We start from the raw sequence: 16,279 nt of genomic DNA on the forward strand, positions 1-16,279 counted from the left end.
GGTGAGCGGGCTTGTCCCGCGTTGGGTGCGAAGCGCCCCCCTGATGAAGACGAATGCGGGGTATCAGGTACTCCTCTGCGCCCGGTTTTGGGGCTGCTGCGCAGCCCGACGCGGGACAAGCCCGCTCGCCACAGGGGTTCCGGTTTGCTGCGCAACGGCGCGGGGCCTCCCGCATTGAAGGTGTGGTGCGTTCAGAATTGATACGCCGCACCCGCCCCGGCATACCACGAGCGCCCAGGCGCCGCCTCGTAGTAGCGGCCATTGCTGTCGCCGACGATCACCGAACCGACGTACTGGCGGTCCAGCAGGTTGTCCAGGCGCAGGGTCTGGTGGAAGGTCCAGTGTTCGACCTTCTGCTCGAACCGTGCGCGCCAGTTGAACACGCTGTAGCCCGGCGCGGCGTGTTGGCTGTTGGTGTCTTCGACGTAGACCTTGCTGCGGTACAGGCCTTCGACAGCGGTACTGACCCAGTCCCGGGGTTTCCAGTTCAGCTCGGCGAACAGCGTGGTTTGCGGCACGCCGGGAAGGTAGTTGCCTTTGTCCACGGGAGTTGTGCCACTGGTGAAGTCGCTGTCGTAGGTGGCTTGCAGGCGCGTGTAGGCGAGGTTGGTGCTCCAGTGTTCGGCGAGTTGGCTTTCGATGCCCAGTTCGAAGCCGCGGCGCAGGGTGCGGCCGGCGTTTTGGTAAGTGGTGCGCCCTCCGCTGGATTGCTGCACTACCAGTTCGTCCTCGGTGGTGATCTGAAAGAGGGCCGCATTCACGCGGGTGTCCTGGCCAATGCGAGCTTTCAGGCCAACTTCATACTGTTTGCTGACCGATGGCTTGAGCGCAAAGTTGAAGCCGTTCGCCGTGCTGGAATACGCGGACTCGGCCTGGGTTGGGGTTTCGAAACCTTTGCCCGCGCTTACATAACCGTGCAAGTCAGGTGTGAAGGCGTACATGACGCTGACCGACGGCGTGTTCTTCTGGTAGGTCTTGCTGCCGCTGTCGTTGCCGTCGCTGAGGAAGTGATCGTCTACGTCCATTTCCATGGTGCTGTGGCGCAGGCCGGCTTGCAGGGTCCAGTCACCCAGCAGCCAGTTGGCTTGCACGAACGGGTCGAGGCTGGTGGCGGTGTCGATTTCATCGCGGCCCAAGGCCCCTTTGACACCATGCACCCCATTGACGGTGTTGGAATAACCTTGGCGATCATCCTGGCTGCGGTCGTAGTCGAGGCCGGTGATCAGGGTCAGGTCGCCGGGTGCGCTGGTGATGGGTTGCAGCCAATGGAGGGAGCCGCCATAGAACTTGCGGTCGAAAGCTACCACACCGCCGCGAGCGTTAGCCGGGTTGGCGGCGCCACTGCCGAACCTGTCCGGGATCGACAGATACTGAACCACACTCCGCCGCCCGGTATAGCCATTCACCTGCAGCGTCGCATCACCGAAGTACCGCTCATAATTCATGCCCAATTGCTGATGATCGATACTTTTGCGCGTGTTGTACGTCAGCGCATTGCTGCTCACCGAACGCGGGTCGGCCTTGTAGGCGTCCCAGGTCTGCCCCAGTGGATCCTGGGTACCGTTCTGCTCCAGGCTGCTGTAGATCAGCGCCAGCTTGCTGTCGTCATCCGGTTGGAAGTTAAGCTTGGCGAAGGTCTGGTCGCGACGGGCACTGCTATGGTCGCGGTAGCCGTTGGTGTCCATGCGCGAGGCGTCGAGTACAAAGCCTGCCCCGTTCGCCGCGCCTTCGGCGCTCAGGTGGTTCTTGTTCAGGCCGTCGCTGCCCACCAGGGTTTCGGCGCCGATGCGTGGCGGGCCTTCGCCATCGCGGGAAAACATCTGGATCACGCCGCCGGCATTGCTGCCATACAGGGTGGCGGCCGGGCCGCGCAGCACTTCGATACGCTCGGCGGTGTCGAGGTTGAACGTGGCGGCCTGGCCCTGGCCGTCCGGGGTGCTGGCGGGGATGCCGTCGGCGATCAGCTTGATGCCACGCACACCGAAGGCCGAGCGGGCGCCGAAGCCGCGAGAGGAAATCTGCAGGTCCTGGGCATAGTTCTGGCGGTTCTGCACCACCAGGCCGGGCACGCGGGCCAGCGCTTCGGAGGCGTTGATGCCCAATTGGCCGTCGCTGATCTGCGCGCGGCTGATGCCGTCCACCGAGTACGGCAGGTCGAAGGTCGGGCTGGCGCTGCGCGAGCCGGTGACGACGCTGGGGTCGAGGGTCAGGGCTGTGTCGTCTGCCTGGACGGTGTTGCACAGGGCGAACAGGCCGGGCAATAACAGGGTGAGGCGGGTGAGGTGGTTCATGAGTCGGCCGGAATCCGTGGCGCTTAGTGTGTAAGCGCGCAAAAGGCCGCGAGTTTAGTGACTCGGGCGATTTTTATCATTTAGGAATCCGCCTACGTTGCAAGTCGGTGTTACTACACTGGGGCTCCAGGTTTGTCGATGTTAGCGTGATCCGTTTCGGCAAATGACAATGGCCTGGGTCAAAAGGAGTGGTTCGTGAGGATTGCATCGGAAGTCTTGTGTCTGGTCGCCGGGTTGGCGCTTGCCGGTTGCGGAAGCATCAATACCGTGTTCCGCCCTGATGTCGTGACCAGCAAGAACCTCAAGGATTCACGCAGCCACTGTGAAAACGTGCCGCGTATCTACAGCGGGGTGATGTACGGGTTTTGCACCCTCAATGGCGAGCCCAAGCCTGATAAAAGCCTGAGCGACATCAGCCTGATCGACCATGGGCCCGGTGCCTTGCCGATCATCGCCATCGAATTCGCGGCCTCCGGGGTGCTGGACACGCTGATGCTGCCCTATACGATCTACCGCCAGAACAAGGACGGCAGCATCGAGATCTTCCGCTAGCCCCTCTTGCCGCTTGCCGCTAACAGCTTCCCACTGCTTTTGAGCTATAATCCCGCCCTTTAGCTGTTTCCTGCCCAGGCGGGAAGCACACTTTTTTCAGGCGCAACCCGCCTGCATGCAGACTAAAAGAGGCTAGACCCCTGTGGCATTGACGATTCTTGGCCTGTCCGGCGCCCTTAGCCATGATCCTTCCGCAGCCTTGTATATCGACGGCAAGCTGATCGCGGCCGCCGAAGAAGAGCGCTTCGTACGCGACAAACATGCAAAGAACCGCATGCCCTACGAGTCGGCGAAGTTCTGCCTGGAACAGGCCGGCATCAAGCCTTCCGACGTTGATGTGGTGGCGATCCCGTTCGCCCCGATCAGCCTGTTCGGCGAGGCACGCTGGCACTACGCCAAGCGTTACTGGTACGCCCCGGACCGCGCGCTTGACGCGATCCTGATGGGCAACCGTCGCTACAAGCGCTACCGCAACAAGATCGTCTGGTGCCTGGAGCAACTGGGCTTCGATCCGAAGAAAATCAAGATCGAACCGGTTGAACACCACCTGGCCCATGCTTCCAGCGCCTACCACTGCTCCGGCTTCCAGGAGAAGACCGCGATCCTCGGCATCGACGGCAAGGGTGAGTACGCCACCACGTTCTTCGGCTACGGCGAGAACGGCAAGATCCACAAGATCAAGGAATTCTACGATCCGGACTCCCTCGGCGGCCTGTACGGCGCGATCACCGAGTTCCTCGGTTTCGAGATGCTCGACGGCGAGTTCAAGGTCATGGGCATGGCGCCGTACGGCGATGCCAGCAAGTACGACTTCTCGCGCCTGGCCTCGTTCGAAAACGGTGAGCTGGTGATCAACACCGACTACGCCAACGTCATCGGCCTGCGCCGTTATAAAGAGAAGGGCAAGGGTTTCTACTTCTCGCCGAAACTGATCGAGTGGCTGGGCCCCAAGCGCGAAGGCGACATCGCCGACGAGCCGTACATCCACTACGCCGCCAGCATGCAGGCGCTGTTTGAAAAGCTGGCCTTGCAGATGATCGACCATTACCTGGGCGATATCCTCAAGGACACCGGCAAGCTGGCCTTCGCCGGCGGCTGCGCGCTGAACGTCAAGCTGAATCAGAAGATCATTGCCCGTGACGACGTGAAAGAGCTGTTCGTGCAGCCGGCGTCCGGCGATGCCGGCACTGCTGTCGGTGCCGCCGCGTACGTGTCCCACGCCCGTGGTGTACCGGTGGAGAAGATGGAACACGTCTACCTCGGTCCGTCCTACAGCAACGAAGACGTAATCGCCGCCTGCGCCAAGCACGAGAGCAAGCCGAACTGGCGCAAGATCGAGAACATGCCCAAGCGCATTGCCAAGATCATGGTCGACGGCAACCCGGTGGCCTGGTTCCAGGGCCGCATGGAGTTTGGCCCGCGCGCCCTGGGCGGTCGTTCGATCATCGGTTGCCCAAGTGCGACCGGCGTGGCCGACCGCATCAACCACCAGATCAAGTTCCGCGAGCGCTGGAGGCCTTTCTGCCCGTCGATGCTCGACACAGTGGCGCCGCAGATGATCAAGGTCGATCACCCGGCGCCGTTCATGACCTTCACCTTTGAAGTGTCGGAAGAGTGGAAGACCCGCGTGCCGGAAGTGGTGCATGAAGACGGTACCTCCCGCGCCCAGGTGCTCAAGCGCGAATACAACCCGCGCTACTACGACATGATGAAAGAGCTGGAAGTACTGACCGGCAACGGCGTGTCCCTGAACACTTCGCTCAACCGTCGTGGCGAAGCGATGATCTGCTCGCCGACCGACGCGCTGAACATGTTCTTCGGCTCCGACCTGCAGTACCTGATCATGGAAGACATCCTGGTCGTCAAAGACGGCGTGGACCCTTATGACGCGCTCGGCTGAACGCCACGTCCTGCAGTTCTGCCATGGCTATGACGGTCCGTTCCTGGACTGCGCGCGGCAGTACGCCAGCTTGTTCGCAGGCTCCGGCTACAAGGTGACCACGGTGTTTCTCACCGGGGTCGCCGACCCGCACGTGGCCGCCGGTTGTGCGTCCGATGAAGTGTTGTTCATGGAATTCAGCTCCAAGGCCATTCGTGGCCTGAAGCTGGGTGCCATTCGTGAACTGCGCAAGATCGCCGCGTCGCGCAACTTCAGCTTTTGTATCGCCCACCGTTTCAAGCCGATCTACATCGCCTTGCTCGGCACACGGCTGCCGGTGATTGGCGTGCATCACGCCTTTGGGGATTACCAGCGTCGCAGTCGCAGGCTGTTTGCCGGGATCTTCCGCAAGCGCCTGAGCCTGCTGGGGGTTTCCGACGCGGTGCGTGACGATATGCGCCGCTGCCTGCCGACCTGGCCGGCGGCGCGCATCCAGACGTTGTACAACCGCATCGACGTCGACGCCTTGCAGGCCACCCAGGTGCCTGCACATGAGGCGCGTGACGCGTTGGGGTTGTCGCCGGACGAATGGGTGGTCGGCAATGTCGGTCGCCTGCACCCGGACAAGGACCAGGCCACGCTGCTCAAGGGCTTTGCCCAGGCGCTGGCGCACTTGCCGGCCGAAAGCCGCCTGGCGATCCTCGGCAGCGGGCGCCTGGAGCAGGACCTCAAGGCCCTCGCGCGGGAGCTGGGCATTGCCGACAAGGTGTTGTTCCTCGGCCAGGTGCCGGAGGCGCGCCGCTATTTCCGTGCTTTCGATGTGTTTGCCCTGAGCTCCGACCATGAACCCTTTGGCATGGTGCTGCTGGAAGCCATGGCGGCCGGCGTCCCGTTGCTGGCCACGGCCTGTGGCGGCGCGAAGGAAGTGGTCGAAGGCGTGGGTATCCTGTTTCCCTTCGGCGATGCCGAACACCTTGCCCAGGGGCTGCGGCACCTGGCAGCGATGGACCAACACCAGCAACGGCAGTGCGCCGAGATGATGCTGGAGCGCCTGCGCGAGCGTTTCTCGGATCAGGCGGTACGCGATACCTTCTGGCAATTGCCGCACGTTATTGAACTGACCGCGGGGGCTTGATGCTCAATCGATTCCAAGGCTGGCGCGAGCGTGGCTGGTCCGTCGTCGACGCGCCGGTCTACAGCGATGCCTGGCAACGTTTTGGCGGCAGTGTCGCGACCCACCCGCAAGTGATCGAACGTCTGGCCGGGCTGGCCGACATCCCGGTGCGTTACCTGGCCTGGGAGCAGGGCGGCGAGCTTCAAGCCTGCATCGCGACCTGGGGGCGCGACCTGGCCTTATCCAAGGATGTGCTCAAGCAGCGCGGCAAAAAAGGCCTGTTCGACCTGGGTAACGCCGAGTTGATCCTGCCCGCCGCGCCTGCAGCCCAGGCGCCCTTGCGGCACCGTGCACGCTATTTGTCGGCCCTGAATGAAGGCCGTTTCAGCGGCCTCAAGCCCCAGGCCGAACAGTTGGCCATGGCCCGCACCCCGGAAGAACTGTCGAAGAAGTTTCGCTACAACCAGCGTCGCGAACTGCGCTTGCTCGAAGAGGCCGGTGGGGTGGTGCGACCGGTGAGCGAGTTTTCCAGTGGGGAATTGGCCGCGATCTACTGCGACCTGTTCCTGCGCCGCTGGGGCTTTGTCGCCACCGGCGCCGAACGCATGGCCGAGGTGATCGAGCTGCTACGCGAATGGCTGATCGGCTCGGTGATTTTCCTCAATGACGTGCCCATCGCGGTCCAGTTGGTGTACCGGGTCGAGTCGCCGGAGTGGATCAGCGTGGAGTACGTCAATGGCGGCGTCGACCCTGAAACCCGTGCATTCAGTCCGGGCAGTGTCCTGAGCTTCCTCAACACCCAGGGCGCCTGGGAACAGGCCCGTGAGATGGGCAAGCCGCTGCGTTTCTCCTTCGGGCGTGCCGACCGCGAGTACAAGGACCGTTGGTGCAACCCTGTGCCGGTGCTGACCGTATGAGCCGCAAACAGCAATTGCTCAAGCGCCATCGGCGCAACAAACGGGTCGGTTTGCTGATCGGCTTGCTGCTGCTGGTGGTGATTGGTATCTGGGTGGCGTGGTGGCTGCCGCTGGTGCTCGGTGTGCTGGCCTGGGTCGCCCACGAAGCATGGTTTGCCGACCATCTGTTTTATGCGCCCAACGAAGACTACCAATACCGGTTTTCGACGGATGCCGAGGTGGCCGGGGTTCGCTTCGACGGTGACCGGCTAAGGGTGGATTCGCCGCTGCAGGCCGAGGCGACCCTGGTATTGGCTATCAAGGTCAAGAGTGGTTGGTTGGGACGTTTCCTGGATCCGGCCATTGAGATTCTGGGCGGCGAGAGCACTGACCGACAGGCCTTCGAGCGCGGGGTGAATGGCGTTCGCTACCTGAACCTCAGTGGCTGGGCGCCGGCCCTGATGTCCGGTGAGCTGCGCTTGCGCGGGCGTTTTTGTACTGTGCAGGGCGCTCCTCGGCTGTGGGCCTGGGGCACGCCGGATTATTCGGCGCAGCGGGTCATGGTTATCGCGCCTCATGCCGACGATGCCGAATTGGCTGCCTTCGGTCTTTACAGCCAGGCCGACAAGCCGTGGATCGTGACCCTTACCGCCGGTGAAATCGAAGCCGAGCACTATCAACGCATGGGCCTGGATCCGGTCGAGGCTGCGCGGACCAAAGGGCGCCTGCGTGCCTGGGACAGCATTGCCGTGCCGCTTTGGGCCGGCGTACCACAGGCGCACTGCGTGCAGCTGGGTTACTTCTGCCTGCAACTGCCGGCGATGCGCGCTGCGCCTGATCAGCCGATCGCTTCGCGCGAGGCCGACCTGTCGGATACCCGCCTGTTCCGTCAATTCAACCCTTTCCCGTTGCCGGCGGATGCCGATGGCCTGCCGACCTGGCAGAACCTGCTCGCCGATCTGCGTCAGTTGCTGCTGACCGCGCGCCCTGAAGTGATCGTCTTGCCCCATCCGATCCTGGACCCTCATCCGGACCACATCTGTGCGCAGCAAGCGGTGATCGAAGCCTTGCAAGGTCTGGAATGGCAGCCGACCACCGTGCTCGGTTACGCCAACCACCTGCATGACAACGACCGCTGGCCCATGGGCGACGCGGGCGCCGGTATTGCCCTGCCGCCGCTGTTCGATGACACGCTGGAACTGTGGCCGTGCAGCCTGTCGCTGTCGCCGGCCCGGCAGCGCGACAAGGCCATGGCGCTGGGCATGATGCATGACCTGCAACCCGCCCCACCGTTCAAGCGTCGTGTGCGGCGCTGGCTGCAACGGGTCTTGGCGGGGCGGGCGCGGTCGCCTTATGGTGAGAACGAGTTTTTCCGCAAAGCCGTACGACGGCATGAGTTGTTCTGGCGTCTGTGACGGCATTTGTGAAAGGGAAGGTCATGAAAGTTTTGTTTCTGGTACAGAAAGAACAGCGCGCGATTCTCGATCGCCTGTACGAAGGCATTGCCGAGCACTGCGAGTGTGATACCCGCTGGCTGAGCAGTGCTGAGCAGCGCAACCTGCGCGGTTACTTCAAGCGTGAAGTCGACGTGACCCGTTATGACCGCATCGTGTTCTTCCTGCGGTTCAAGCAGGAGATTCGCCAGGCCGGCTTTATCCGTACGATCCCGAACCTGGTGATCCTCGAACACGATGCCTACCAGAACTACATTCCCTGCAAGTACACGGGCAAGTTCAGTGCCCACTACCGTCGGTTGCCGTGGGCGCGGGTCATCAGTTCGGGGCATATGGTGACCGAACGCCTGCGCGCCGAAGGCTTCGATGCGGTGTTCGTGCCCAAGGGCTACGATCAGGCGCTGTTGCAGGCCCAGGGGCTGGAGCGCGACATTGAGCTGGCCTTTGTCGGCAGCACCAACAGCGTGGCCTACAGTGGTCGCAAGGCATTGCTCGATGAATTGGCCCGCGTTGAACCTTTGGTGGTCACGCGCACCAAATCCGGTGAGGAATACTGCGCAACCCTCAACCGGATTCGTTTTTTCGTCAGTGCCGACGTGGGCATGGGCGAGTATATGATCAAGAACTTCGAAGCCATGGCCTGTGGTTGTGTGCTGCTGGCGTTTGACCAGGGGGCTGCGGAAAACCAGGCCCTTGGCTTCAAGGACATGGTCAATGTGGTGTTCTACAAAGACATTCCCCAGTTGCAGGAAAAACTCGCTGCATTGCGATCCAATCCTCAACTGGCGGCCGAGATTGCGCGCAACGGGCAAGACCTCGCGGTCAGTCAGTTCAGCTTTGCGCGCATCGGACAGCGCATTGTCGAAGCGCTGAAGCCGCCGCTGCGTCCCCGAGCCCCGTTGAGTTTGCTGGAAAAGTTGCGCTTGAAACTGGGCGTTTGATATCTGCCAAGTGGCCGCACTTAGTGGCCTTATGATATTTTGAGGCTTGAATGCAATTCTCCGCTCAAAGCGATATAACGCTCGTCGTGACCAGTTGTGGTCGCTTCGATTTGTTGAAGCGCACGCTCACGAGCTTCGATCTGTTCAATACAGCGGCCATTCGCGAAGTCTTCATTACCGAAGACTCTGGCGATGACGCGGTCCGCCTGGCGATTCCTGAGCATTGGCTCGGCCATTGCACGTTCCTGATCAACCGCCCGAAGCTGGGGCAATTGGCATCCATCGACTTGGCCTACGGGTCGGTCAAGACCCCGTACATATTCCATTGCGAAGATGATTGGGCGTTTTATCGACCCGGTTTTGTCGAGGATTCCAAGACGGTCCTGGAGCAGCGTCCCGATATTCTGCAAGTCTGGTTGCGTAATTACGTCTACGATTTGCAGGTGCACAGTCCCTATATTCATCTGGGGGCGCGTGAGGTGATTGGTGGGGTGCCTTGTTATCCTTTGCTGTCCGATAAGCCTGACTGGCAGGGGTTCTCGCTGAACCCGGGCCTGCGGCGTATCAAGGAATATTGGTTGTGCGCGCCCTATGCCGGGTTTGAAGGTGAGAAAGGGCTTTCCAGGCGTTACGCGCAGCTGAACCTGGCCGCCGTTACCCTGGAAGGTGATGCCGTTTTGCACACCGGTTTTGGTTTGCATGTGGCGACGGCAGGAGAGCGCTTGACCAAGGAGCGGCGTAAGCGACGAGAGCGGGTCAAGCTGGCCGTCATGCTGATCCTTGGGGTCGGTATCGGCTGGTTGATCCATTAGTAAGTACGACGAGCCGCACCCACACCGCATAAGGTTTTTTCGATGAGTATTCTCAACATCATGTGGGCTGGTGGCTCTGCATTCGCTTCGGTGCAGAAGGTTCATCAGCAGATATTGTCCCAGGCCGACAGCGATGTACGGGTGCACACCTGGTTGCTTCAGGGCAGCGCCGAGGGTAACGATGGCTTGGTCAAAGAGGCCTTCGAGTGGAACCTCTCATCTGCCAGGCTCAAGGGGCGGCACCTGTGGAAGTGGCTGATGCCCTGGATGCGTGCGCGTTTCCAGAAGGCCCTGCCTGAAGATGTGCAGGTTGTGTTGCTTGATGGCATCGGTGTCGCACGCGTGCTTTTACCGGTGCTAAAGCATTTGCCGCAGGTGCGCGCCGTGGTGATTTTTCATGGTGTCACGCGCTTGCGCAAAGCTGATCGCAAGCTCGTCGAGCAGCTTCCAGCGTCGCAACTGACCCTGGCGGCCGTGTCGCAAACCCTCGCCAGCTCCCTTGAGCGTTACCTGCAACGGCCTGTGGCGGTGCTGCGCAGTGCCTTCGATCCTACTGTGTTCCGTGCCGCAGTGCTTACCCGTGAGCAGGCGCGCTCCCACCTGGGACTGCCATTGGATGGCTCGCTGGCAGTGGGTGCGGTAGGCCGACTGGTAGACGGCAAGGGGTTTGGCTGTTTGCTGGAGGCCTTTGCCAGTGCGACGGCCGATCAGCCGGATGCGCGCCTGGTGATCATCGGCGAGGGGCCGGCGAGGCCCAGGCTCGAGGCGCGTATCGAGGCGCTTGGCTTGCGCGACAAGGTGTCCCTGCCGGGGCATTTTCCTGAGGCGGCGACCCTTTATCGGGCATTTGACTGGGTTGCCATTCCGTCCACGGAAGAGGGCCTGGGGTTGATCCTGCAAGAGGCGGTGATGGCCGGCGTGCCGGTATTGACCAGTGAGCTGGCGGTGTTCCGCGAACAACTGGGTGATGCCGGCTGGTACGCGCCCGTAGACAGCACCGCGTCCTGGGCCGACCTCCTGAACCGTGCGTTCATGAGTTCCAGTGCACAGGTTGTCGAGGCTCAGTCGCGGGCGTTGGCGCCGGAGCAAGCCTGGAATGATTTCACCGAAACCACCCGGCGGCTGTTCTCATGCCGCTAACAGCGCTTGCTCCAGTGCTTGCATTGGAAAGCGTTCGTTCAGCTTCTCGCGCGCAATATAGCGCGCGAAGTGTTGCAGGTTGCGCCTTGCCAATTCAGGGTTCAAGGGCGCGCGCAGGAAGCGCATGTCGGCCACGTCGATCAGGCCCATTTCATTGTCCGGTGTCACGACAATATTGCCCAGGTGCAACGAGCGGAAGTAGATGCCCGCGCCATGCAAGCGGCGAATAAGGGCCACGAGCGGGTCGAGGTTCGTACGCCAGTCAAAGCCTTCACGGCTGGAAATCTGGCGCAGCGTTTCGCCCGGCAAAGGACGATAGAGTACGGCGGTCATGCCGGGGGTCGTCAGTTGAAAGAACGCGAGCACGGTCATGGTCGGGATGCCGCGCTGTTGCAACTGCGCCACATTGTCGATGAAACGCTTGGAGTACGGGCGAAACAGCGCGGACGACAGCAGGCGCTTGCGGCGAAACAGTTTGAGGATATTCCCGTCGGTCAGCAGGTAGACTTTGGGGCCATAGCTGTCCTGTTCCAGGATTTTGGCACCTTCAATCATCGCGGTTAAATCGGCTTGGGAAAGCCTTGAACATTGCATCGTCGGAAAGCCTTGTGGGGGTCGCGGGCACAGTGATCGGTAATAATGCCGAAAGTTTTGGGTTTTAACCATGCCGGGTTGGTGGGTTGAACGTATTCAGGAGCGGGTGATGCAAGCAAGTCGTTGGGCGCAGGTATGGATGGTTTTCGGGTTACTTTGGTTTTTGTTGGCTATTGCCTTCGCGCCGACCAATAAGATCTATCAACAAGGCTTGACGCTGTTTCTGTGGTTGCCGGCAATGGTGTTTGCCTGGTCGGCGCGTGAGCGTCTCAAGGAGGTCTGGCGCGAACAGCGCTGGCTGTGCCTGCTGGTCGCTGCGCTCGCCGTCTGGGGGCTGGTCAGTCTGTCGTGGACCAATGTCGAAGACCCGTCGCGCGAGGCCAAGCGCCTGCTGTATATCGGTGTGTTCCTGCTGTTTTTTCCTGTGTTTGCGTGTGGTCGAACCGAACACGTCATTCGTGTGATGCAGTGGGGCGGTTTCGGGCTTGCCTTGTCGTCGCTGGTGGCGATCATCAGGTTCTATGGTGTTGAGCAGAATGCCTGGACTGCCCGCCTCGAAGGTTTAGGGCAGTTGGCCCACCCGATCCTGGGCGCCTACGTGATTGGCCTGGCTGCGGTTTGGCTGTTGCACTGGTTGCCCCGTGGTCGTTGGATGCAAGTGGCGTGGGTGCTGTCTATCGGTTTTCTCGGACTTTTCGTGGTGTTGAGCCAAAGTCGTGGTGCCGCACTGGCCTTGTTGCTGACTGTGGTGGCGATGCCCGCCTGGTGCCGAGACCGCCGTAGCACGGTGATTGCGATTGGCGCGGTCATTGCGGCGCTGGCGGTGTTCTTCGCCATGCAATCCCTGATGCTGGCCCGTGGCGTGTCTTACCGCCCGCAGATCTTCATGGCCGCCGTGCAGATGATCAGCGAGCGCCCGTGGACCGGCCTGGGGCTGGGTGGGGACTACAAGGTATTTGCCGACAACCTCTTTTTCGATCACTCCCACAACCTGTTCACCCACGTGAGCATCGAGTTGGGCCTGCCGGGCCTGCTGCTGTGGTGCGGCCTGTGGTTCGGTGTGCTGTGGCAAGCCTGGAAGGCCCGCGACACGCTCTATGGCAAGGGCATCATCGGCATGTGGGTGTTTTCGTTCCTGGCCATGCAATTCGATGCCGCCAGCCTGACCGGCACGCCGCGGGCCGAGTGGTTTATCTCCTGGCTGCCGATTGCCCTGGCCAGTGTTTTGGTCTGGGCTCGGGCCAAACCCGACGCGTGTGATAAAGTTCGCGTCCTACCCAATCAGTGAGCTCGACACATGAGTGACGCACCGCCCAAAGCGGACCAGGAATCCAGCCTGAAAATCTATTTCCGGCTGCTGGGCTATGTGAAACCGTACCTCGGCATGTTCCTGCTGAGTATCGTGGGCTTCGTGATCTTCGCTTCGACCCAGCCAATGCTCGCCGGGATTCTCAAGTACTTCGTCGATGGCTTGAGCAACCCCGATGTGGTGTTCCTGCCCAAGATCCCGTTGTTCAAGGACCTGAAGTTGCTGATGGCCGTGCCGCTGCTGATCATCCTGATCGCCGCGTGGCAGGGGCTGGGGTCGTTCCTGGGCAACTACTACCTGGCCAAGGTTTCCCTGGGGCTGGTGCATGACCTGCGGGTCCAGCTGTTCAACAAGCTGCTGGTGTTGCCTAACCGCTATTTCGATACCCACAACTCCGGGCACCTGATTTCCCGTATCACCTTCAACGTGACCATGGTCACCGGTGCGGCCACTGATGCGATCAAGGTGGTGATCCGCGAAGGCCTCACGGTGGTGTTCCTGTTCGGCTACCTGCTGTGGATGAACTGGAAGCTGACCCTGGTGATGCTGGCGATCCTGCCGCTGATCGCGATCATGGTCGGCAGCACCAGCAAGAAATTCCGCAAGCAAAGCAAGAAGATCCAGGTGGCAATGGGCGATGTGACGCACGTCGCTTCGGAAACCATCCAGGGGTACCGCGTGGTGCGCAGCTTCGGTGGCGAAAGCTACGAGGAGCGCCGCTTTGCCGCTGCCAGCCAGGGCAATACCGACAAGCAGCTGCGCATGAACAAGACCGGTGCGGTCTATACGCCGATGCTGCAACTGGTGATCTACACGGCCATGGCCGCGTTGATGTTCCTGGTGCTGCTGTTGCGCGGTGAAGCCACGGCGGGTGACCTTGTGGCCTACATTACTGCGGCGGGCCTGCTGCCCAAGCCGATTCGCCAGCTGTCGGAAGTCAGCTCGACGATCCAGAAAGGCGTGGCCGGCGCCGAGAGCATCTTCGAACAACTGGATGAAGAGCCCGAAGTCGACAGCGGCACCGTGGAGCGTGATCGCGTCAGCGGTCGCCTGGACGTGCGCAACCTGAGCTTCACCTACCCGGGTACGGAGCGTGAGGTGATCAAGAACATCAGCTTCAGCGCAGCCCCTGGGCAGATGATCGCCCTGGTCGGTCGCTCGGGCAGCGGCAAGTCGACCCTGGCCGGCCTGATCCCGCGTTTCTACCATCACGAAACCGGCGAAATCCTGCTGGACGAGGTCGAGATCGAAGACTACCGCCTGCGTAACCTGCGTCGTCACGTGGCCCAGGTGACCCAGCATGTGACCTTGTTCAACGACACCGTGGCCAACAACATCGCCTACGGCGACCTCGCGGATGCACCCCGTGCCGACATCGAGAAAGCCGCCGCCGACGCCTACGCCATGGACTTCATTTCCGAGCTGCCAAAAGGCCTGGACACCGAAGTCGGTGAAAACGGCGTGCTGCTTTCCGGTGGTCAACGTCAGCGCCTGGCGATCGCCCGGGCCCTGCTGAAAAATGCCCCGCTGCTGATCCTCGATGAGGCCACTTCGGCCCTGGATACCGAGTCCGAGCGGCATATCCAGGCTGCACTGGACAAGGTCATGAAAGGTCGCACCACCCTGGTGATTGCACACCGTTTGTCCACCATCGAGAAAGCCGACCTGATTCTGGTGATGGACCACGGTGAAATTGTCGAGCGCGGGACACATCTCGAACTGCTGGCCATGGGCGGCTATTACTCGCGCCTGCACGCCATGGGGCTGGACGAGCCGGCCACGGCAAACATCACCTGACCCGCCGGGGCGTGCAATGCGCCCCGGTGTTTGTATCCGGCCCGTTACAGGGCTTGACCAAAGCCAAATAATCCACTGCCTGTCGTTTGTTATGTTGGCCTTCTCGATTCGAATGACGAACGAGAGGGCTAACCTTCTTGCGTGGGTATTGGAATGCTGCAACATCTACTGTGGAAACTGCTGCCCAAACACCAGAGGGTGTTTCTGCTGGGGCGTTTGTCGGTGGTGGATCGTCAGGCGGTAAACAAATCCCTGTCTGGGGTCGCAACGCTCAACCCGGCTTTCGAGCGCCACCGGTGCGTGTTTATCCATGTGCCCAAATGCGCCGGCAGCAGTGTGTGCTCGGCACTTCTCGAGGGGCGCTGGCCGGGGCATTTGCCGTATTACTGGTATGAGCAGCAATTTCCCCAGCACTGCGAGTGCAGCTTCAAATTTGCGTTCGTGCGTGACCCGCTCGAGCGGGCCTACTCGGCCTACACCTATTTGCGCGGCAACGCCATGGGCCCTCGCGACCTGCAAGCCCAGGCGCTGGTTTCCAGCTACCGTGACTTCGACCATTTCGTTGCCGGCTGGCTGCACCCGGACAATCTGCGACGCCAATTGCACTTCGCTCCCCAGACCGACTTCCTGGTCGACCACATGGGCCAGATGGCCATGGACTTTCTCGGGCGCCAGGAGTCTTTGCAGCAAGACTTCCAGCACCTGTGCGAACGCCTCGGGGTGGACTCATCCCTGCCTCATCTGAATGTTTCACTGGGGCGTCGCCACGAGCCGGTCAGGGACTTTTGCTCCTCGCGCACGCGCCGATTGGTCAGGCGTGCCTATCAACGTGACTACGAGGTGTTGGGTTATGAATAGCCAGTTGCTGGCCGGCGGTTGCGCTGCCATCCGTCCCTTTGCCCTATCGCTGTCGGTGGCCGCGCGGGCGGCGCTCAAGCACCAGCAGCCCTGCTGCGTATGGTTGACGGGGCTGTCCGGGTCCGGCAAGTCGACCCTGGCCAATGCCCTGGAGGTGCAACTCAATGAGCAGGGACGGCACACCTTCGTGCTCGATGGCGATAATTTGCGCGCGGGGCTGTGCAATGACCTGGGCATGAGCGATGCGGCCCGCAAGGAAAATATCCGGCGTATCGGCGAAGTGGCGCGCCTGATGGTGGACGCCGGCTTGATTGTCATTGTGTCGGCGATCTCGCCGTTCAGCGTCGATCGGGCGAGCGCCAGGGCGCTGTTCGGGCCGGAGCAGTTCTTTGAGATTTATGTCAGCACGCCCTTTGACGTATGCGCCCGGCGCGACCCCAAGGGCTTGTACCGTGCGGCACTGGACGGGCGCATCAAGGCCTTCACCGGGTTGGACAGCCCCTATGAGGCGCCGCTTGCGGCCGACTGCGAAATCAATACCGATGAGGTCGAGTTGGCCGAAGCCGTGGAGCAGATCCTGGCGGCACTGTTTAAAAAGTGATCAGTTTCAGTGCCTGATGCATCGCGGATAAAGCTCTCGAA

Annotated in this window: 14 protein-coding genes; 12 read left to right on the top strand and 2 right to left on the bottom strand. The window is 61.3% G+C overall.

The window, feature by feature from the left end:
• Positions 1-191 precede the first annotated feature (191 nt).
• On the bottom strand, positions 192-2,291 hold the full coding sequence (locus NIBR502773_RS17800; protein ID WP_141156578.1) for a TonB-dependent receptor: 2,100 nt from the start codon (positions 2,289-2,291) through the stop codon (positions 192-194).
• A 195-nt stretch (positions 2,292-2,486) separates the two neighbouring features.
• Here NIBR502773_RS17800 and NIBR502773_RS17805 point away from each other — a divergent pair, with 195 nt between their 5' ends.
• The 8 genes from NIBR502773_RS17805 to NIBR502773_RS17840 all read left to right on the top strand — a co-directional run bounded on the left by NIBR502773_RS17805 (position 2,487) and on the right by NIBR502773_RS17840 (position 11,079).
• Positions 2,487-2,843: a YceK/YidQ family lipoprotein gene (locus NIBR502773_RS17805; RefSeq protein ID WP_065940840.1), complete on the top strand. Its 357-nt coding sequence runs from the start codon at positions 2,487-2,489 to the stop codon at positions 2,841-2,843.
• Between the two features lie 142 nt (positions 2,844-2,985).
• The gene (locus NIBR502773_RS17810; RefSeq protein ID WP_057702547.1) at positions 2,986-4,743 is read left to right on the top strand and encodes a carbamoyltransferase; all 1,758 of its coding nucleotides are present in this window, start codon (positions 2,986-2,988) and stop codon (positions 4,741-4,743) included.
• Positions 4,727-5,857, top strand: coding sequence for a glycosyltransferase (locus NIBR502773_RS17815; protein WP_141156579.1), 1,131 nt, complete (start codon positions 4,727-4,729; stop codon positions 5,855-5,857). The genes NIBR502773_RS17810 and NIBR502773_RS17815 overlap by 17 nt, the downstream gene beginning before the upstream one ends.
• Positions 5,857-6,753 carry a GNAT family N-acetyltransferase gene (locus NIBR502773_RS17820; RefSeq protein ID WP_141156580.1) on the top strand — a complete coding sequence of 299 codons (897 nt, stop codon included), beginning with the start codon at positions 5,857-5,859 and terminating at the stop codon, positions 6,751-6,753. The genes NIBR502773_RS17815 and NIBR502773_RS17820 overlap by 1 nt, the downstream gene beginning before the upstream one ends.
• Positions 6,750-8,147, top strand: a complete 1,398-nt coding sequence (locus NIBR502773_RS17825) for a PIG-L deacetylase family protein (RefSeq protein WP_141156581.1) — start codon at positions 6,750-6,752, stop codon at positions 8,145-8,147. Before NIBR502773_RS17820 ends, NIBR502773_RS17825 begins: the two co-directional genes overlap by 4 nt.
• A 23-nt stretch (positions 8,148-8,170) precedes the next feature.
• Entirely contained in the window at positions 8,171-9,127 is a 957-nt protein-coding gene (locus NIBR502773_RS17830; protein ID WP_065940844.1) for a glycosyltransferase, read from the top strand.
• 50 nt (positions 9,128-9,177) lie between these two features.
• Positions 9,178-9,939, top strand: coding sequence for a glycosyltransferase family 2 protein (locus NIBR502773_RS17835; RefSeq protein WP_141156582.1), 762 nt, complete (start codon positions 9,178-9,180; stop codon positions 9,937-9,939).
• Between the two features lie 42 nt (positions 9,940-9,981).
• Positions 9,982-11,079: a glycosyltransferase gene (locus NIBR502773_RS17840; protein WP_141156583.1), complete on the top strand. Its 1,098-nt coding sequence runs from the start codon at positions 9,982-9,984 to the stop codon at positions 11,077-11,079.
• Here NIBR502773_RS17840 and NIBR502773_RS17845 read toward each other — a convergent pair.
• Positions 11,068-11,634 carry a toluene tolerance protein gene (locus NIBR502773_RS17845; protein ID WP_174557008.1) on the bottom strand — a complete coding sequence of 189 codons (567 nt, stop codon included), beginning with the start codon at positions 11,632-11,634 and terminating at the stop codon, positions 11,068-11,070. The genes NIBR502773_RS17840 and NIBR502773_RS17845 overlap by 12 nt on opposite strands.
• A gap of 148 nt (positions 11,635-11,782) precedes the next feature.
• Here NIBR502773_RS17845 and NIBR502773_RS17850 point away from each other — a divergent pair, with 148 nt between their 5' ends.
• The 4 genes from NIBR502773_RS17850 to cysC all read left to right on the top strand — a co-directional run bounded on the left by NIBR502773_RS17850 (position 11,783) and on the right by cysC (position 16,238).
• Positions 11,783-12,961, top strand: a complete 1,179-nt coding sequence (locus NIBR502773_RS17850) for an O-antigen ligase (protein ID WP_141156584.1) — start codon at positions 11,783-11,785, stop codon at positions 12,959-12,961.
• Positions 12,962-12,970: 9 nt separating this feature from the next.
• Positions 12,971-14,779, top strand: a complete 1,809-nt coding sequence (msbA, locus tag NIBR502773_RS17855) for a lipid A export permease/ATP-binding protein MsbA (protein WP_141156585.1) — start codon at positions 12,971-12,973, stop codon at positions 14,777-14,779.
• Positions 14,780-14,932: 153 nt separating this feature from the next.
• Complete coding sequence (locus tag NIBR502773_RS17860; protein WP_141156586.1) at positions 14,933-15,637, top strand: sulfotransferase family 2 domain-containing protein; 705 nt, start codon at positions 14,933-14,935, stop codon at positions 15,635-15,637.
• Positions 15,630-16,238, top strand: a complete 609-nt coding sequence (cysC, locus tag NIBR502773_RS17865; protein ID WP_141156587.1) for an adenylyl-sulfate kinase — start codon at positions 15,630-15,632, stop codon at positions 16,236-16,238. The genes NIBR502773_RS17860 and cysC overlap by 8 nt, the downstream gene beginning before the upstream one ends.
• Positions 16,239-16,279 lie beyond the last annotated feature (41 nt).

The organism is Pseudomonas sp. NIBRBAC000502773 (genome assembly GCF_006517195.1).
Taxonomy (GTDB): domain Bacteria; phylum Pseudomonadota; class Gammaproteobacteria; order Pseudomonadales; family Pseudomonadaceae; genus Aquipseudomonas; species Aquipseudomonas marginalis.